Annotated in this window: 16 protein-coding genes; 8 read left to right on the top strand and 8 right to left on the bottom strand. The window is 53.6% G+C overall.

Annotated elements, in window-relative coordinates; all coding sequences use genetic code 11:
• Positions 1-52: 52 nt before the first annotated feature.
• From SH467x_RS04110 to udk, 4 genes are all read left to right on the top strand, one after another.
• Entirely contained in the window at positions 53-898 is an 846-nt protein-coding gene (locus SH467x_RS04110; protein WP_482370024.1) for a succinate dehydrogenase cytochrome b558 subunit, read from the top strand.
• 151 nt (positions 899-1,049) lie between these two features.
• Positions 1,050-3,029, top strand: a complete 1,980-nt coding sequence (sdhA, locus tag SH467x_RS04115; RefSeq protein WP_482370025.1) for a succinate dehydrogenase flavoprotein subunit — start codon at positions 1,050-1,052, stop codon at positions 3,027-3,029.
• A gap of 113 nt (positions 3,030-3,142) precedes the next feature.
• Positions 3,143-4,000 (top strand): succinate dehydrogenase iron-sulfur subunit, encoded by an 858-nt coding sequence (gene sdhB, locus SH467x_RS04120; protein ID WP_482370026.1) that lies wholly within the window; start codon positions 3,143-3,145, stop codon positions 3,998-4,000.
• A 9-nt stretch (positions 4,001-4,009) separates the two neighbouring features.
• Positions 4,010-4,645: a uridine kinase gene (udk, locus tag SH467x_RS04125; protein WP_482370027.1), complete on the top strand. Its 636-nt coding sequence runs from the start codon at positions 4,010-4,012 to the stop codon at positions 4,643-4,645.
• A 48-nt stretch (positions 4,646-4,693) separates the two neighbouring features.
• Here udk and SH467x_RS04130 read toward each other — a convergent pair whose 3' ends face one another.
• The 3 genes from SH467x_RS04130 to SH467x_RS04140 all read right to left on the bottom strand — a co-directional run bounded on the left by SH467x_RS04130 (position 4,694) and on the right by SH467x_RS04140 (position 10,203).
• Complete coding sequence (locus SH467x_RS04130; RefSeq protein WP_482370028.1) at positions 4,694-6,232, bottom strand: YifB family Mg chelatase-like AAA ATPase; 1,539 nt, start codon at positions 6,230-6,232, stop codon at positions 4,694-4,696.
• 500 nt (positions 6,233-6,732) lie between these two features.
• Entirely contained in the window at positions 6,733-9,618 is a 2,886-nt protein-coding gene (locus SH467x_RS04135; protein ID WP_482370029.1) for a protein kinase domain-containing protein, read from the bottom strand.
• A gap of 18 nt (positions 9,619-9,636) precedes the next feature.
• Complete coding sequence (locus SH467x_RS04140) at positions 9,637-10,203, bottom strand: RNA polymerase sigma factor (protein WP_482370030.1); 567 nt, start codon at positions 10,201-10,203, stop codon at positions 9,637-9,639.
• Between the two features lie 187 nt (positions 10,204-10,390).
• On the opposite strand from SH467x_RS04140, the gene SH467x_RS04145 reads away from it, so the two are divergent.
• Positions 10,391-11,134, top strand: a complete 744-nt coding sequence (locus tag SH467x_RS04145) for an SDR family NAD(P)-dependent oxidoreductase (protein ID WP_482370031.1) — start codon at positions 10,391-10,393, stop codon at positions 11,132-11,134.
• A gap of 46 nt (positions 11,135-11,180) precedes the next feature.
• Positions 11,181-11,684 carry a hypothetical protein gene (locus tag SH467x_RS04150; RefSeq protein WP_482370032.1) on the top strand — a complete coding sequence of 168 codons (504 nt, stop codon included), beginning with the start codon at positions 11,181-11,183 and terminating at the stop codon, positions 11,682-11,684.
• A 669-nt stretch (positions 11,685-12,353) separates the two neighbouring features.
• Here SH467x_RS04150 and SH467x_RS04155 read toward each other — a convergent pair.
• From SH467x_RS04155 to SH467x_RS04165, 3 genes are all read right to left on the bottom strand, one after another.
• The gene (locus SH467x_RS04155; RefSeq protein WP_482370033.1) at positions 12,354-12,902 is read right to left on the bottom strand and encodes a c-type heme family protein; all 549 of its coding nucleotides are present in this window, start codon (positions 12,900-12,902) and stop codon (positions 12,354-12,356) included.
• 32 nt (positions 12,903-12,934) lie between these two features.
• Positions 12,935-14,158 (bottom strand): NO-inducible flavohemoprotein, encoded by a 1,224-nt coding sequence (gene hmpA / locus SH467x_RS04160; protein WP_482370034.1) that lies wholly within the window; start codon positions 14,156-14,158, stop codon positions 12,935-12,937.
• 107 nt (positions 14,159-14,265) lie between these two features.
• A complete protein-coding gene (locus tag SH467x_RS04165) occupies positions 14,266-14,988 on the bottom strand; it encodes a pirin family protein (protein WP_482370035.1) in 723 nt (240 codons plus the stop codon).
• Positions 14,989-15,151: 163 nt separating this feature from the next.
• On the opposite strand from SH467x_RS04165, the gene SH467x_RS04170 reads away from it, so the two are divergent.
• Positions 15,152-16,498, top strand: coding sequence for a hypothetical protein (locus SH467x_RS04170; RefSeq protein WP_482370036.1), 1,347 nt, complete (start codon positions 15,152-15,154; stop codon positions 16,496-16,498).
• A 28-nt stretch (positions 16,499-16,526) separates the two neighbouring features.
• Here the strand turns inward: SH467x_RS04170 and SH467x_RS04175 are convergent, their stop codons facing one another.
• On the bottom strand, positions 16,527-17,810 hold the full coding sequence (locus tag SH467x_RS04175; RefSeq protein ID WP_482370037.1) for a hypothetical protein: 1,284 nt from the start codon (positions 17,808-17,810) through the stop codon (positions 16,527-16,529).
• A 106-nt stretch (positions 17,811-17,916) separates the two neighbouring features.
• On the opposite strand from SH467x_RS04175, the gene SH467x_RS04180 reads away from it, so the two are divergent.
• Complete coding sequence (locus tag SH467x_RS04180) at positions 17,917-18,198, top strand: hypothetical protein (protein WP_482370038.1); 282 nt, start codon at positions 17,917-17,919, stop codon at positions 18,196-18,198.
• Positions 18,199-18,347: 149 nt separating this feature from the next.
• On the opposite strand, the gene SH467x_RS04185 is transcribed toward SH467x_RS04180, so the two are convergent.
• Positions 18,348-19,283 (bottom strand): YybH family protein, encoded by a 936-nt coding sequence (locus SH467x_RS04185; RefSeq protein WP_482370039.1) that lies wholly within the window; start codon positions 19,281-19,283, stop codon positions 18,348-18,350.
• Between the last annotated feature and the right edge of the window lie 168 nt (positions 19,284-19,451).

Raw genomic sequence — 19,451 nt, forward strand, 5'->3', positions numbered from 1 at the left:
GACTGCTTCCAGGGCAGCCGATGCCCATCCACCCGTTGTCACCAAGATTAGCATGACCTCGAACAGCTCTGCCTCGTCGTTTTTCTTGCGCCACGAGTTCCTGATCCGCCGGCTCCACTCCCTCAGCGGATTGGTACCCGTTGGGGCGTACATGTGTGTGCACTTGATCACCAACGCAAGCCTTTTGGCGGGTCCTGCGGTCTTCCAGAACAATGTCTTCACGATCCATTCGATTCCCTTCCTGCCCCTCGTCGAATGGTTGTTTATTTTCGGACCTATCTTGTTTCATGCTATCGTTGGAGTTTGGATCGCTCAAACCGGACGCTCCAATTCGCAACAATATCGCCTGGGTCACAACTACCGCTACACTTGGCAACGTATTACCGGCTACATCGCAATCATCTTTATCTTCACCCACGTCTTTCATCTGCATGGTTGGTTTCACGCCGATTGGTGGTTGAAGAGTGTTGCCGAACCACTTGGCATGGCCCAGTTCAAGCCATACAACGCAGCCAGTTCTTTGGCTGACGCCATGAATAGCTTCGGCGGCTTCGTTTGGCCGATTTTTTACTTGCTAGGTGTGCTCGCGTGTACGTTCCACTTGGCCAATGGAATTTGGACCGCAGGTATCACCTGGGGAGTATGGCTCACCCCCAAAGCCCAACATCGAGCCAGTATCGCATGCGCTTTATTTGGATTGCTGATCGGCTCGGCAGGTATCGCCTCCTTGGTGGCCGTCAAGACCACCGATGCGGCAGAAGCCAAAATAGAAGAAGATGAAATGTACGACATCCGCGTGAAGGGCAGAATGATCCAACCGGATGAGCACAAACGAAGCGGAGGGCATGCTCCGTCCGAACCTTCGCCTGAGCCGATTGTTCCATCGGACACGAAATAAGTCCGCGGACAACGTCTTTCCTACCTGCGGAGTTTCCCAGGTGAAGGCGTTAATTCGTCGAAGCGATCGTTACGTCGCCTCGAGCAGTCCGGTTCTAGTGAATAATCCATAACCTATTTCAAAGCCAACGTAGTACTGGAAAGATAGAGCGATGGGAAATCGAGTATTGGTAGTCGGTGGTGGCCTGGCAGGACTCGCAGCCACAATGAAGCTCGCAGAGCTTGGTGTTCCGGTTGACCTCTTGAGCTTGACTCCGGTAAAGCGTTCGCACAGCGTGTGCGCCCAAGGCGGGATCAACAGCGTCAACGATCTGACTCGCCAACAGGGCGACGACGAGTGGAAGCACTTCGACGACACGATCTACGGCGGTGACTTCCTGCAAAACCAGCCTCCGGTCAAGGAAATGGCGTATTGGGCTCCCAAAGTCATCGACTTGATGGATCGACTCGGCGTCACCTTCAATAGGACCCCCGAAGGTTTCATCGATCGACGACGCTTCGGTGGAACGCTGTACAAACGAACCGCTTTCGCAGGAGCAACGACCGGGCAACAACTCCTTTACGCTCTCGATGAGCAAGTTCGCCGATACGAAGCCGAAGGAATGGTCAAGAAATATGAGTTCTGGGATTTCCTTGGACCTGTAACGGACGAGAACGGACGATGTGTCGGCGCCGTCGCGCAAGATATGGTTTCGATGGAGATTCGCTCGTTCCCAGCCGATGCGGTGATCGTAGCGACTGGCGGAAATGGACTGGTCTTCGGCCGTTCCACGATGTCGGTTTTCTGCACCGGCAGCGCTGCAAGCCGATGCTTCCAAGCCGGCGCAAAGCTGGGGAACCCTGAATTCATTCAAGTGCACCCGACCGCGATTCCCGGAGCCGATAAGCTCCGACTGATGAGCGAATCGGCGCGGGGTGAAGGGGGCCGCGTTTGGGTTCCTCGCAAACCGAACGACTCTCGTTATCCGAAAGAAATCCCGCAGTCCGATCGTTATTACTTCCTCGAAGAACGATTCCCCAAATATGGGAATCTAGTTCCTCGCGATATCGCGACGCGTGAGATTTTCAACATCTGCGTGAACGAGGGTCTCTCCGTCGACCCAACGCGCATGTGCGTCTACTTGGACCTCACCCATATCCCTCGCGCCGAGTTGGACCGCAAACTGGGAGGTATCCTTGAGATCTACGAAAAGTTCCAAGGCGTCGATCCTCGCGAGGAACCGATGAAAATCTTCCCCGCTGTTCACTACAGCATGGGGGGCCTCTGGGTCGACTACGAAGCCAACGCGACTGGTGGATTGCTGGCCGGCTCGCCAAAGAACCAAGTCACCAACATTCCGGGACTCTATGCGATCGGTGAATGCGATTACCAGTACCACGGTGCCAATCGTCTGGGCGCGAACTCGTTGTTGAGCTGCATCTTCAGCGGTCTATTCGTTGCACCGGGTATCGTCAACTGGATGAAGGACCACAAGGCTGCGAGCGACCTTCCTAAGAGCCTGTTTGAACATGCGGTTGCTTCGGCAAACGATCGTCATAAGAGACTCCTTTCCAACCAAGCTGGAGACGAAAACCCCTACTTGCTCCACCAAGAGTTGGGCGACGCGATGACTCGAGCCGCTACCGTCGTACGAGAAAACAAGCAACTCGAGGACGCCTACGCTAAAGTGCTCGACATGCAGGAACGTTCGAAACGCTGTTCATTGAGTGATACAGGAAATTGGACTAACCAAAACGTGATCTTCACCAAAGCCGTGCAAGACATGTTCCCTGTCGCGCTGAGCATCCTCAAGGGTGCGTTGATGCGAGACGAAAGCCGGGGCGCTCACTTCAAGCCAGCGTTCTCCCTCCCGAGCCTCAAGGCTACCGATCCGGAAGAACGACGCAAGGAAGCAGAAGTCTGGTGCGATAATTTCGAAGCCAACAACCGAAAGTTCCTGAAGACAACCGTTTGTACTTGGAACGGCTCCGAACCGAACCATTCGTTTGAAGACATCGATACCCGCCTTCTCGCGCCGCGACCGAGACTTTACGGATTGGTGGGGGCAGAAGCGATCGAGCAAGTTTGGAAGGAACGGAGCGTCAAGAAAGAGGCTAGCGAAAAGAAGGAATTGGCTGGTGCGGCTACCTGAGCCCACCACCATCCTGTTCCCCCAAATTGCGAATCCAGCAGTTCGACGGGTGACCACCGTCGGACAACGAACCACTGATTAAGACTGATAACCAAGACCAAAACTATACGATCATGATCGCACCAGGAACTGAATCATCCAAGCGAAAGCCCGCTAAGATCAACGTCCGTGTCCTTCGACAAGACGGCCCTGGCCTCCCGCAATACTGGGAACGCCATCAAGTCGAATACGAGCCAGACATGAACGTGATCAGTGTTCTTCAAAAGATCGCGGCACAGTCCAAAACGACGGACGGAAAGAAAGTCACGCCAGTCGCCTGGGACTGCGGGTGCCTGGAAGAAGTCTGCGGGTCGTGCACGATGGTGATCAATGGCCGCGTGCGTCAAAGCTGCAGCGCGTTGGTTGACCGGCTTTTGGAAGAGCACCCAGAGGAAATCGAACTCCGTCCTATGACGAAGTTCCCAGTGCTCAGAGACTTGATGATCGACCGGTCTCGGCTCTTCCACAATCTAAAGAGAGTTAAGGCTTGGGTACCCGTCGATGGCTTCTTTGACATGGGTGCCGGTCCTCGCATCTCTCGCGAAGAGCAGGAGCAAAACTACCCACTCAGCCAATGCATGAGCTGTGGTTGCTGCCTTGAGGCATGCCCGCAATTCACCAAAATCGAGTTGCAACGAAATCCAGGGGAATCCGACGAGGCATTTGGAGCCCGCAAGCAAAAGGCTTACGACGAAGGTTTCTTGGGTGCCCACGCTATCTCCCAGGCCATGCTCTTTAATTCTCATCCTGTCGGAAAGAATATAGCGAGCGAGCGTATGGAGGCACTCACCGGGACTGGTGGGGTGCAAGCCTGCGGGAATGCACAAAACTGTGTGGCTGTTTGCCCAAAGCAGATTCCACTCACCACTTCGATTGCGCGCGCAGGACGAGCCGCGACGGTCTACAGCTTCCGCAAATTCTTCGATCGCTAACCGTCGCTCATGGCACAGCGGCAACTGGTTGTTGGTATCGCAGGGGGATCGGGATCGGGCAAGTCGACGATGGTCGATCGCTTGCTCAGCGGTCCGCTGAAAGAATCGATCTCTGTTCTCCCGCACGACCACTACTATCACAGCCAAGAACGCTTGCCCGCTGTGCTTAGGGAAACCCATAACTGGGACCACCCTGACTCCATCGACAATCAGCTTTTCGCAGCGCATCTGCTTCAATTGAGAAATGGTGAAGAGGTCGAGCGACCCGTCTATTGCTTTAAAACGCACCGACGGTTACCTGACTGGAACGTGGTTTTTTCCAAGCCGATTATCTTGGTCGAAGGAATTCTCTTGCTGGCGATTCCCGTCATTCGAGAGTTAATCGATTGGCGGATCTATATCGACGCCCCATCCGACGAACGAATCCTCCGTCGTATTGTTAGGGACACCACAGAGCGTGGGCGATCTCTTCAGTCCGTGATCGATCAATACCGTGGTTCTGCGCGACCGATGCACGAAGAATGGATTGAACCGAGCCGGACTTCGGCGCACTTGATTGTTCCAAACGAACATGAGGCGAGCTTCATCGTCAGCTGCCGGATCATTGAAAACGCATTGGAGAACATGCTCCAATCTGGGAATTAAGGTCGTAGCTTGGGGAGTGCATTATCCCCAAGCCCTACTCCCGGGGAGCTAGTGAAAGATATCGCGATCCAACATCCGAAAATTGATCGCCTCTTCGATGTGGTGCGTTTCGATCGAACTGCTTGATTCTAGATCGGCGATGGTGCGTGCGACGCGCAAGATCTTATCGTGAGCGCGGGCGGAAAGCCCCATCTCAGTCACTGCATCGCGCAGTCGCGAGGTTTGTTGTTTACCGAGTGGACAATACTCACGTAGTTCTCGGCTAGACATTTGCGCATTGGTCCGAGTGGAAGAAGCGGCGAATCGATTGGTTTGTACTTCGCGGGCTTGCATCACTTCCTGACGAATCGTTTCACTGCTGGTACCTGGAGGTCCGCCGGATAGTTCGCTGAAGGAGACCGCAGGAACTTCGATATGGATATCGATTCGATCCAAGAGTGGGCCGCTGATGCGCCCCATGTAGCGTTCGATTTGAGGCGCCGTGCATGAGCAGCTGCGACGCGGATCGGTTCGATAACCGCATGGGCAAGGATTCAAGGCGGCTACCAGCATAAAGTCAGCAGGAAAAGTTGTGCTTCGCATTGCGCGCGAGATGGTAACAATGCGATCCTCAAGCGGCTGTCGCATGACTTCGAGTGTCTTTCGGTTGAACTCGGGCAATTCATCCAAGAAGAGGACCCCATGGTTGGCCAACGAGACCTCGCCTGGCGCGGGCGGACTTCCCCCGCCGACCAGCCCAGCATCGCTAATCGTGTGATGCGGGGAACGGAAGGGACGTTGGGCCATCAACGCTTGTCCGGTCCTTAGTCTTCCCAATGCTGAATAGATACGGGTGGTTTCAATCGATTCGCTCGCCGACAACGTGGGTAAAATAGTCGGCAATCGTTTAGCGAGCATCGTCTTCCCCGACCCAGGTGGGCCAAGCATCAGCAGGTTATGGTTTCCTGCGGCAGCGATGGTGAGCGCGCGTTTGGCCATTTCTTGGCCACGGACATCGCTATAGTCGACTTCGTATTTCGAAAAGGCTTCAAAGATCTCGTTCAATTTCGAAGGAACCGGCTCAATCGTCAACTCCCCGCGAAAGAAACCAACGGCTTCTTGGAGCGAATGGACTGGGATGATTTCAAGCGATTCGACGACAGCTGCTTCTTGCGCATTCTCCGCAGGAACGATCATCCCTTTGATGCCAGGTTGCTTGGACGCCGCCATCGCCATCGAGAGAACCCCTTTCACGCGACGCATTTGACCTTCCAGAGAAAGCTCTCCCACCGCGGCATACTCCCCTAAGAGGCTCGACTGAAGCTGATTGGAGACGGCGAGAATGCCTAACGAAATGGGCAGATCGAAACTGGAAGCTTGCTTGGGCAATTCGGCTGGTGCAAGGTTGATAACAAGGCGATCATGAGGGATACGAAAGCCCGCGTTGACCATCGCCCGCTCAACGCGGTGCGTGCTTTCCTTCACCGCTTGTTCGGGGAGACCGACGAGAATGGTCTTTGGCAAAGCGGCTGTTGAAAGATCGACCTCTACCTCAACGGGCAAGGCCTCGATTCCCAGCAGGGAATAGGTCTGTAGTTTTGCTAACATGTTGGGCGTGCTTAATAAAGGCGTCGTTTTCGGGACTCGCGCATTTTATCAACCTCGCGCAAGAAATGGAATCTCCCGTCCTTTCATCTTCGCGCCATAGCGCCGTGGCGAGAAATTCTTTACTAGCCCAGATCCGAAGAGTGTCGCGCCACGGCGCCAAGCTCGCAAGGGATTGGGCTTGGAATCGGAGGAGGAACGTCACGAATCGAAAGTCCGACCTGATTGAATCCGACCCGGAACCTCATCTTTGCCTCCCCCTCATTCGATCTAATCGCAAGTCAACCCGCCTTTTCTTTGCGCCTTTGCGCCGTGGCGAGAAACTCTTTACTAGCTCAGATCCGAAGAGAGTGTCGCGCCAAGGCGCCAAGCTCGCAATGGATTGGGTTGGGAATCGGAGGAGGAGCCTCGGGAATGGAGGCCCCAGCATAGTATGACCCTTCTTCCCCGCATCGATAATTTGCCCCGTGACCTCATTGATCCCCATTGCTCTCCCCTCCGCACTACTCAGCGATCTCCGCAAATGATTCGCGCATTCTGATCAATGATTCGGTCTGATGTTTGAAGACATGACAGATCCATGCGTCCTGGTCGCGAGCTTTCTCGACAGACCAGTCATATTCTGCAACGGCTTCATCGAACAAATTACGACTTCTCTCCGACGCTTTTTGTTTGGCAGCGATCATGGAACGAATAAGCTTCGGGACTGGTCCAAGTACTTGCACGGCATCACCCGCGAGAATGGCTTCGGCCTGGGCGTGCTCCGCCTGCCGAAAAAGTAGCAGCGCTTTGACAAACTGAAAATGTGGATAAGTGCCGCCCGCCGACTGTCTGTTGAGCTTGGTTGCATGATTTGCGAGCGATTCTATCGCGGACAAGTCAGTCGATGAGCATGGAAGCAAGAGGCATGCACGTGCTATCCTCTCAGCTTCGTATGCGTTGGTGGATTGCGAGAATCGCTTCAAGAGTGCTTGCCTTTGCCGCTCATATGCTACTGTATTGCCCAAAAACAAATACAGTTCAGCCAGCCCGTAACAATCTGCGTGTTTATAGTCCTCACCCAATGACTTTTCCCAGACCTCCGAGGCTCGGTTGTGCTGATTATCCCGAATCAGGCAATTGCGGTATTCGCGATTGACCCGTTTGTTGAATGGGTCGATTTCTTGGGCTGCAGCGTGCGAAAGGATTGCTAACCGAACTTCCCCAATCGCTTCACGACTAATGCCTTGTAGGGTAAAGAGATGTGCGTCCGTTGGTAGACGCTCGCGGAGTGTCGGTAACTGCTCAAGGAGTTCCGCGTGGCGTCCCGATTCAGAAAGAGTCTCTAGCAAACGCACGCGAATCGATTCCATGCCTGGTTCCAAATCGATCGCTCGCTTGAAGTGGGAGACGGCCTCGTCGTAGTGTTTGAGTGTCGATAATCCGACAGCCAAATTATTGTGAACGATAGACGCGTCTGACCGAATTGCTTCAGCGGCCCGATAGTAGCCTATCGCCTCTTGGGGTTTGCCAAAATACATCAACGTATTGGCTAATCTCAGGTTGATCCAAAAATCGTGCGGTGCAAACCGTTGGACTGCTTTTAAGAACCGTAGTCGCGACTCCTCTGAGCAAGCTTGGCGTACCTCGATTGACATCAAATAGGGGACGGCGATTCTGCTGGGCGGTGCACTCTCCAGCATTCGCTCCAGAGCAGAATGATCTTCAAATATGGCAGGTGAACGCGCAGCGATACGCCAATCACGAGTTCGCGTATTAATCGCCATGGCCAGTTCTTCTAACCACTGAACATTTTCTTTACCAGGGGCGCACGTTGACCAATGGTCCAGCGCACCGACTAGCGTTAGCGCAATGGGAGAGGATTGAATGTGACGGACCAGTCGTGCATGATCACCTTCAAGCGTCTCTAATCCAATGACGTGAAATAGACTGCGGTATTGGTCATGCGCTTTCGTAAGGTCCAGCTGCTCATTTCCTACGTCGAGAGCGTTCAATCGCACAGCCTCCAAGTCGCTTCCGAGTTTCGACCATTTGGAAATTGAAAGAAACTCTTGGCTTAAAACGCTATTCGCGGAGTTTGTTAACGACTGGGCACTTGTCGTCTGCCTCGCAGCGTCTTGCCACTTTCCAGCTTCGAGTGCTAACGTCGCCTCAGTTAGAAATGCTTCCGCCCTCGCTGCAATCCTCGTGGCTTCCTCTCGCTTTCTCGCATTCCATTCCGAACGGTCCACAGCAAGTTGAATTTGCATGGCGACAACAAGTACTACGGCTATCGTCAGCAAGCATACTGTCAGACTACGCCCTGGGTTTCTTTTTGCGCACCGAACGAAGCTGGAGAGTACCGTATCAGGTTGGGCTATAGTGGCTCGGCCATCCAGAAATCGGTCCAAGTCATCAGCCAAAAGAGCTGCCGATTGATATCGTTCGTTTGGTACCTTGCGTAAACACTGGACACAGATGGCGCTTAGCTCTTTGGGCACTTTAGGAACGAGTACCGACGGGGAAACGGGCTCGGAGTAAAGTACAAGAGATAAAATCTCCGCGTTGGAATTGGCCAGAAAAGGAGGCCGAGATGTAAGTGCTGCAAAGAGAACCGCACCCAGTGAGTAGATATCAGTTGAAACTCCAATACATTCCGAATCGCCGCGTGCTTGTTCAGGAGACATGTATCGCGGTGTACCAATTGCAGTCCCCGCTTGCGTAAGGCTGTCATTATGCCTAGACAATCGCGCCAATCCAAAGTCGGACAGCTTTGCTTCTCCCGTTTCTGTTAGCAGCACATTGGATGGCTTGATATCCCGATGTATCACTCCCTGCTGGTGAGCGAAATGAACTGCTTTCGCAAGTTGACTTACTAACTGGGCGGCCTGACGTGCTGGCAGAGGGCCGGGGACAAGCTTGGCTTCGAGCGTTGATCCTAAAACGTACTCCATGGTGAAGTAAGGAGTTCCAGAGCACTCACCGAACTCGAAGACTTTAACCACACTTGGATGATCAACCGCAGCCACAGCTTCCGCTTCGCGTGCAAATCTGGCTCGCTCCATTGTCGTGGCCATAGACGCGGCGTGCAGCGTCTTAATGGCAACAATTCTATTTAGGCTCTTCTGGCAGGCTTTATAGACCGCGCCCATCCCACCGAGGCCAATCAGCTCGAGTATCTCATAGCCTGGAATTCGCAACGCCGGTGGTGGACCACTCGATTGAGGATGGACGGGCAGCCAGCGATCCAACTCCGTCTCCATCTTACGAATATTCCGCAAACGCGTCCTCAGGCTATTTGCATGCTCCGGATACTGAATGCAAGCGTCTTCCAACGAAAGCTTCGATTCGCAGATAGCATCGACTATCTCAAGAATCAAATCGTCCTGCGAGCTGGAGTCTTTTGGCATTAAAATGACGCCTTTTGGCTACGCACGGTCGGGTCGAGCTGGCAAGTCGATCTTCGTTGATAAGATGGTAAGCGCACGATGTATTCGCCGACGAACGGTCATTTCCGAAACCTCTAAGATTTCGGCGCACTCAGCCACACTCAATCCTTGAATTCTCACCAAGTCGAACGCTTCCTGTTGCTCTATCGGCAATTCATCAATCGCCGCCAGAATACGTTTACAAGTGTCGGAAAGCTGAGAGCCTGTTGAATCACCGGCGACTTGCAGCTCTGCATCGAACGTTGGTTGCAACTCTCGGTTGGCGATGGATCTTGCAAACTCATTGAGTTGCCATCGAATATGTTGATTCGCGATGCCGAAGAACTGGCGTACGGAAGTCGGCCGCACTTCTCGGAGCGATTTCAAAAGTCGCTCGACGACCGCACTCAAGAGTTCTTCAGCCTGTAAATTCAATGGTGCCCGAGTCAACCTTGGGTACTTGCGATACAAGCTGTTGGTACACAAACGAACTAACCGGCTGACGGACTGATCTATCAATGCTCGAAGTGGCTCCGGAAACTCGCTGCTCGCGCCGGACTGCCTCAAGTGATCCAGGTGAGACTGAAGAACTGCGGTAGTGTTTCCTGGTGCTATGGCTGATGCCCTTCCACAAAGTAATCACCAATGGGATCGCTGTGTTAGCTCTCTCCGCTTAGTAAGTGTAGAAGCTGCCAATTCGAGTGTCAAGCGAGTCACGGTTGGCGGTGAACCTTCGTTTTGTCGATGAAGATTTATGAAGAAAAGATTTGAAAACAAGGTTGCGCTCGTTACCGGTTCATCGAAGGGTATTGGTGCGGCCATTGCCCTAAAGATTGCAGCGGAAGGCGCGAGCGTTGTCGTTAATTTCACCAAAAGCAGCAACGATGCGGATCGTGTGGTCAAACAGATTCAATCACAGGGGGGAACAGCCACGGCAGTTCAGGGAGATATCTCGGAGCAAGCCGACTGCGATCGACTTTTTGGCCAATGCCGTGAGCAATTTGGAAGACTCGACATACTCGTCAACAACGCTGGGACCTACCTGCCCGCCTCACTCGGTCAAATCACTGCTGAAAATTTCCATAGGCAGTTCAATATAAACGTGCTTGGATTAATATTGGCCACACAAACGGCAGTCAAGATCATGCCTGACAAGAGCGTCATCGTTAATGTGAGTTCCATCGTTAGCACGCTTTCACCGCCTCACATGTCAGTCTATAACTCAACCAAGGCGGCTGTCGATAGTCTTACGCGAACCTTTGCTAAAGAATTGGCTGCAAGAAACATTCGTGTCAATTCCGTAAATCCCGGCCTGATCGCTACGGAAGGAACCAAGCAAGCAGGCTTGGTTATGGATAGCGTCATGGAGATTCCAAATCTCGGGAAGATTGGCTTGCCTGAAGACATTGCAGATGGAGTCGTGTTTCTTGCCTCCGACGACTCGCGATGGATGTCTGGGCAAACGATGGTTATGAATGGTTCACCCGGACTATTCTAGCCTGAATTATTTATTTATTCCTCCCATTACAAAACAGGAGACGGATATGAGCTTAATTCTTCTACTAACCATTTTCCACGTAGTTATTAGTTTGGTCGCAATTGCTCTTGGAACCCCAGCAACGCAGTCGATTATCGCTGGCCATAATCGAACAAAGCGCGTTGCAGCGTATTTTCTCTTTACGGCCCTTACGACCTTGTCCGGTTTTGCTTTCCCCATTGTGCGATTCACGCCGGGAATTGCATTCGGATTACTGACCATACTCCTGCTAATCTTGGCAGGAGTGGCAGTCCGAAAAGCAGATTCGCACAGTCGTTGGCATTTCGCGTATTTGATGTCTGCGTTGGCAACGTTGTATTTGAATTGTGTGGTGTTTATCGTCCAAAGCTTTCAAAAGATCTCGGCCTTGCGGTCTCTGGCTCCCACCCAGACTGAACCGCCGTTTCTGATCGCGCAAGTGATTCTCTTACTGGGGATCACAATTGTGTCATGGCGTGGCTGCCGAGCGATTATTCTTCGCAGAAGGCTGCCAATCGACTCCACCCAGTGATGGTAGTGGTCAGCCGACAGACGTATATGTCCCCCTCGCGATTGCCTATCCACGGAGTGGCCCGCTAGGCTAATAACCATCGTTCGCCGCTCGAAGCCTCCTTTTTGTTTGAGGTCCGGGGAGACTAACCGCGGAGGACACGGAGGATCGCGGAGTTGATTCCTAGCCGATGTTGACAATGCGTGCCTTCCAACGCGTCAATAGAATGCTCGCCTCCCCTTGCATTCGGTTCCCTTCTTCGCGCCTTAGCGCCGTGGCGAGAAATTCTTTACTAGCCCAGATCCGAAGAGAGTCGCGCCACGGCGCCAAGCTCGCAAGGGATTGGGCTTGGAATCGGAGGAGGAGCGTCACGAATCGAAAGTCCGACCTGATTGAATCCGACCCGGAACCTCATCTTTGCCTCCCCCTCATTCGATCTAAACGCAAGTCAACCCGCCTTTTCATTGCGCCTTTGCGCCGTGGCGAGAAACTCTTTACTAGCTCAGATCCGAAGAGAGTGTCGCGCCACGGCGCCAAGCTCGCAATGGATTGGGTTGGGGATCGGAGGAGGAGCCTCGGGAATGGAGGCCCCAGCATAGTATGACCCTTCTTCCCCGAATCGTTTATCTGGTCTGTGATCTCATTAATCTCTGCCCGTCTTGCCTCCGCGCCCCTCCGTGATCTCTGCGGTTAATCCCTCTTAGGCAGCGGGATCGAGATTACGAGTCCTGAGGTACGCGGATTAGTGTTCGTCCGATTCTTTACATGGCATTTCAAACATTGGGAGGCTAATCGGATCGGGCCAGCAAACTGGTATAGATCCTCTCCAACGTTTTCTGAATAGCGACTTCCTTTAGCCAACTCTCCGACCGCCTTCTTCTCGAACTCTGTCTTCGCTTGATGATCCACATTCACCACGTCTGCGTCGACGGTCAGCCAACGCAACTCAACACCGAAACTCTTCTTCATCTCGACAAAGACGTCATCCAACGAAGAAGATGGAATGGCGGAAGGTTCCTCGTCGTCGAACAGATCGCGGTGCATGACTTGCAACGAACCATTGATCAACTCGTACATCAAGAGCGCCCGCGATCGCGCCTCTTTTACCGATGCAGGCCCTTGATAGGCCACTTCTTCCGAACGGGGTTCCTGGTTTGCCTCGAGCGAGAATGGATCGATACATAGAACCATTGCGACGAGTAGCCCCAGGCTCCAGCAGACCGAGAATATCCAACGCATGTTCTTCTCCATGCACAAGGTGAGTCGAAAAGCTAGATCGCTTGCTTGGGACCAAAAAACTCACAGTGCGTGCGACCGCGGTCCACCGACATGCCATCCAATAGCGATTGCACGTGAACCATGAAAGGCTTGGGGCCGCAAAAGAAGTACTCCGCGTCTGGAAACGGTGCAAGCTTCGAAATGCACGCTGAATCGATGAGCCCCGAACCGTGGCAGCGACCTGCCGAAACGTCCTCGACAAGAGGCTGATCATAGAGAAAGTGAATCGTCACATCGGACGACGCATCCTTTTTCAAGGCCTCGATCTCCTCGCGAAACGCGTGCACCGCACTATTGCGGGCCGCTTGGATGAAGACGATCGGCAGGACCTTAGGTGAAGCAGTCAACGCCTTGGCCATCGACAACAGTGGAGTGACGCCGATTCCTCCCGCGATGAATACGACAGGTCGTTTTCCCCATGCCTTAGGATCGATTGTAAACTCGCCGCATGGAGGACCAATCGCAATAGTATCCCCCTGCTTCACTCGATCGTGCAAGTGATTGGAGATTAAACCATCGGGTGCACTGGAGTTCGGTGAAGGCTCTCGCTTCACGCTGATCCGAAAATACTTGCCATTCGGCGCGTCGGAGAGGCTGTAGTTTCGCGGTGAAGTCGGCGTTGTTGGGTGGTCGATATGAAGGGTGATATATTGACCGGGCAAGAAGTCAGGTATCAACCCGCCGTCCGCAGGCTTCAAATAGAAGGAGGTGATGATTTCGCTCTCCTGAACCTTGCGATCCACGACGAACTCCCTGCGCCCGGTCCAACCGCCCGACGCATTGGCTTGATCGTCATAAATCTCCTTCTCGCGGTCGATACAGACCTGCGCGAGCAACCCGTAGGCCTCCACCACGGCTGTCACGACCTCGTCGGTCACGGCATCTCCCATCACCTCTTTGATTGCGTCGACGAGATGCTTACCGACGATCGGGTAGTGCTCGGCTTGAACGCCCAACGAACAGTGCTTGTGCGCAATCAACTCAATTGCGGGCTTCAGGACGGCGAGATTATCGATGTGTTGAAAATAAGCACACACAGCACCAGCCAAAGCCGCAGGCTGCTGTCCGCTTTGCTGGTGCGCTTGGTTGAAGAATGCTTTGACTTCGGGATTCCCCGAGAACATTCGCTGGTAGAACTTGCAAGTAATCTTGTCAGCATGGGATGCAACGGCCGGAGTGATGGCGTGGATGATATCGATCGTTTTTTGGCTAAGCATGGCAATCCTGGCTGGTGAGAGAGGAAGAAAACCTTCTCACCCAAGGTACCCAAACCAATACTGGACGTCAATATCCACTTTACCAAGTCATCCGAGTAATGCGGTTGCTACGCGAGGTCGAATACCATGACTTCCGTTATCTCCACATCCGTCCGCGAGGGATCGATGGTTCTTTGTATGCGAACGATCGACTCATCGCTAATCGCGACTCCATCGCCAGCGACCAAATGGTGGCCTGCGACATCCACAGCTCCGCGAAGCACTTGCAGCCATCCATGCCGCCCCGGTGCAAACTCGCGTTCGAGCGAACCATTGGTATCGAGAGTTGCTAGATAAATCCAGGCATCTTGATGAATCAGCAGCGAACCATCTGCGCCGTCGGGAGATGCCACCAATCGCCAGCGATTCAGCTGCTCTTCCGGGGCAAATCTCTTTTGCTCGTAGCTTGGCTCCAACTCACGTTCGATCGGATACAACCAAATTTGATACAAATGGACGGGCTCGTTCGCCGAAGGATTGAACTCGCTATGCGTGATCCCCTTTCCGGCAGTCATCCGTTGAAACTCACCCGGTGTCAGGACTTCGCCATTTCCCATGGAATCGCGATGCTCGAGCGCCCCCTCCAGCACGTAGGTCACGATCTCCATATTTCGATGCGGATGAGTCCCAAATCCTTGTCCAGGTGCGACCCAATCCTCGTTCATGACACGCAACGCCCGAAACTGCATGTGCTGCGGATCCTGGTAGTCTGAGAAGGAAAAAGTATGGTAGGTCCGCAACCAACCATGATCCGCAAACCCTCGTTCGTCTCGTTTTCTGACTTGAAACATCTTCTACTCCTCCAAAAAAGAACCAAACCCGCTTTTATTTTACATGTAAACTATAATCCTGTCAAGCTGCACAGCAACAAGGCAAAAAAGCGACGGAGTCGCTAGAATACGGCCGCGGTTTCAATGCCATTCTCCCCGTGTCTTTCTGGTTGCAGGATTCATCATGCGCTATTCTCTTCTTCGATCGTTCCTATGCCTGAGCGTCTTCGCGACTGGCGTTTCCGGATTGGGCATGCCTTTGTATGCGCAATCGCCCGCGACCGTCCAATCCGCTTCCAAGGTGATTGACTTCGTTCAGTACAAACCCATCGGTAAAGACCCAAAGATGCTGGAGAGCGTAACGGCCAGCCAACGATACGAAACGGGAGGGGACGTCGCCGCGGTAACCAAGCAGATCACCGACAAGCTCAAAGCCGAAGGATGGAAGGAACTGGAGGGATCCTATGCCACCGCGGACATGGCATCCGCCTCCTTCATCAAGTCGCAGTTTGTTATCGCTCTTTCGGTCTCACCTGCGGCATCCAAAAATGCCCAAGACGCGCGCTCGATCATCTCTCTAACGAACCTAGGAAACTTGGATTGGTCCAAACTGCCGCTTCCCAAGGGATGGACAAGTACTTACACCATGCCTTCCATGGCGATGTATCAAACCGACGCTACGCCTGAGAAAGCCAAACAAGATCTGGATCAAGCTCTCATGCAAGCAGGCTGGGAGCCTTACGGGAATGCCATCGGCTCCTCGTACTACCGCCGCGAAGCGATCAAGTTGATGGCATCCATCCAAGCGGCTCCGACTGCCCCAGGTAAGTCGATCATTCAATTCACTTCCCAGCAGCTTTCGTACGCGTTCCCCATTCCCAAGTCGATCAAACAGCTGCAGCACACCGACTCCCTGCTGAATATTCTTTTCGATACCGATCTGACTCGCGAACAAGCCATTCAGTTCTATCGCGACGAGCTCCCGAAAAAGGGCTGGAAGGCAACCACAGATGCCCCGATCCGGATTCGCCACGAGGACCACACGATTTTCGTCAACGAATCGAAAGAACGGTTGGAGGTCGCCGTCCATGAATTCGAGGGTGCGACTCGAGTAAAGGTTCGCTATGTCACGGCAGCGCAAGCGGCCGAAGAAAACCAAAGAGCATCGCTCGCGGCTGAACAAGCCAAAGCGAAAAACGAAGCGGCTATGGCCAACGCAAAGGAAAAGGAAGATACGGAGCTTGCAATCTCGGTACCGTCCGACGCCAAGCCCTCGAAGGTTGATAGCAAGTCTGCGAAATGGTCACTGCCTTCCGGTCAAGGTGCTACCTTGGCAAAGAAGATCATCGCTGCTCTCGAAAAGGACGGATGGAAGTCAAAACAAAACGTTGCACAGAAGGAGGCCGGTGACTTCGAATTGCAGAAAGGAGATTTTCGATTGAATCTCGACTATCTCGATCCTGGATTCATCCCCGCCGAAGTGGAAATACAAGTCTTCGGCCCTGGTAAGATCAAGCTGAAGTCCGAGTGAGTCGTTCGCCATGGAGGCATGCCCAACATTATTCGATGGGTTCTTCCGCGGGAGCACCTTCTGCGGGAGCTTCCAGTCGGACAAGGAGATAGGTCTCGTTCCAATCGGGGCCGAAATGGATCAAGAGCGGGGTCTCGTTCTGCGTCAGATTGAAGAGTCCCGTTTCGGCGACCACATTCTCATTTTCGCCGAATCGAAAGGCGACGCGTTGTGTCTGTTTGTCAACACTTCCTTGGATGGCCTGTGACTCCTCGGTTTGCGTGTTGTAAATCGTTCCGCTGAGAATGCCTTCTTTGTTGACGGCCAATTGCAAGACACGATTGGGTTCCGTGTCCTGCTTGTTGGTCGTCAATGCGAACGTCCCCAATGGCAGCCATTCGGCTTGCTCCGCCAGTTCCTCCGATGCAGGGGGCGGGACCGTTGCCAAAGTGGCTGCGGATTCCGCGAATTCGCGAGTCGAACCGATCTGTTGGCCATTGAGATAGACATAGTTGTTTTGGTAGGTGATGTTCCCTCCCGTTCCGTAATCGTAATAAACCGGTTGAGCCCAAACATTAGCAGGAGCGGACCATGTAAACCAAGACGTAAACGTGGGAAACGCGGGTGCAGTCCACCAATACGTAGCGGGATAATACTGATATCGGTAGTAATAGTGCCAGCCGCCCATCCCGTGCGGGTGGCTCGTCCACCAAGTCGGCGTGAACCACTGGTAACTGGCGTGATATCGACCTCCCCACTGCACTCGAACTTGATCGCCCCATGATTGCCACGAGGCAATGCGCTGCGGGTGCTGAACATGCCAGTTGCTGACATTGTTGATCTGAGTTTGCCAATTGTTATTGATGATCGTGATTTGGCTGTTGTCGATATTCACCCACCCGGGTCTTTGATGGATGACGTCGTTGTTCCATCCCGGCTTCGACGGGAATGGTCTACTGGGTTTCGTCGAGGGTGGGAGCGGTGCAGGTTTGGTGCTTGGGAAACCAGGAATGCTCGGCTTCTGTGGACGCGATGGCTTCGTACTTGGAATCTCAGGTCGCGGGAAACTTGGCTTTGGGACAGGTTTTCCACCGATCACACCGGGCAAGGTAACCGGCCGATCCAATCCGAGGAAATCCTCTTCGTTGCCTGGTAAAGGGCGAACGGATGGTTTGCTCGGTTTGGAAGGGAGAGACGGAAGAGTGGACACCGGGGGCTTCGACGGTTTCGTCTCTCCAAGCCCCGGATAAGTCGGACGCACCCCCGGCTTGATCGATTCCGGTGGCCGAATGCCTGGTTTGGTCCCCGAGGGGTTTCCTGGCAAAGGTCTCACGGAGGGATTCGTCGGCGCTGGAAAAGAAGGTTTGCTCGATGGAAAGGATGGCTTCGTCGAAGGCAACGTAGGTTTCAAACCCGAACCTGGGCGTGGGTAGCTCGGTTTGACCGATGGAAGTTGTGGCGTAGAGGGGGAAGGAAAGCTAGGTCGCGTCGATGGTGTCGGACGCGTGGACGGCATCGGGCGCGTCGGTGGTGTCGGACGAGTGGACGGCATCGGGCGCGTTGAAGCTGCAGGACGGGTCGATGGTGTTGGGCGGGTCGATGGAGTGGGGCGGGGCATCGGTGCTGGACGCGACATGTTGCCCGCCGAAGGTCGTGCTCCGGCAGAGGGTGGCATCTTCCCCCCTGCAGCGCGCGACATCCCTTTGAATCCATCGGCATAGGATCGAGGTAGATCGTCACCTGCCGAAAACAACATTGCAGCAACCGCAATCCAGCGAACGAATCGACGTGACATGCAATCTTCTCCAAACTTGATTGAAAAGCTTCCGCGATGGCTCGACCAATATCCGACAATAACCCGTTGGCCAAGTTAGGGTGCGGGTTCCAACGCAGGCACCGCAATCGGGTTCGGTGCAGCGACACGTTTCATGATGACGGGATCAGAATTGGGAAGCATTTCGCCGCTGACTTCGTGTCCCACCAATTGAATCGACAATTCGTCGTCGCTGCTGCGATCGAGAAGATAAGTCCCCGACGAGAGACTTCCGTCCGCGAGGGTCTGGCTGGATTTAACCATCCAGGTTTCATTTGCCTTCGTCCACACACCTTCGCCAAACGAGCCGTCTGTATTGAACACCCACGATCGAATTTGACGATTTCTCGGATCCCAGCCAATGATCTGCGTTCCCAAGTTGTTGACCGTTCCCTCCGATTCTTCTGTCATTGAACGAATCAAGAATGTTTTGTTGCTCGACCAGCGAACGGATGAAAAAACCTGACTGCCGGGTGCACCATCCACCCAAGTTCCTTCTAACCAAGCCAACACACTCAGGGCGTCGGCAGCACCCGGGGACGTTGGAAGTGGCATTTCTTCCATCGACTCGATCTGCCATTTCCCATCGTTCTTCACCAATACGGCGGAAAACTGGTTCGTCATGGGTTCGACATCCGCCGATGAAATGGTGGTCTCGCCATCGACCAATGCCACATCGGGACGGACCAAGCGAATCGATTGAATTTGCCCGCTGATTCGCAGTTTGGTTGGCGCCGCGAAGACCTCCTCCAAATCCTTTCGTATCGAATCGCGGCCGAGGGTCTTTTCGCCCGTCTCCCGGTCCATGTGAACGCATTCAGGCGTCCACATCAGAGCGATGGTATCCAGTTTCTGTTCATTGAAGGCAGCGACGTAACCTCGAATCGCAGAGTCGATTTCTTTGATGGGCTCGACCGTCGATTGAGGTTTTGCCTCGGCGGGAAATACTGCGAGAAGGGTAAGAACGAGTAGGAGTGGAAACAATCGATTCATCTTGGTACGTTGGCGTTGAACACGGAAAAGTTGTAAGAAGAAGCCGACACCGCGGGTGTGTCTACTCAAAGACGCGCGGAGGAGAGGGGATCCGCTCGCAACCGATTCGGCACCGATTCGGACCTCCATTCTACGCCAAGGATGGGATCAAAATCGAGCATCGGTTTC

It is taken from the genome of Brakhagea slesvicensis, from assembly GCF_052161625.1.
Taxonomy (GTDB): Bacteria; Planctomycetota; Planctomycetia; order Pirellulales; family Pirellulaceae; genus JBKCUI01.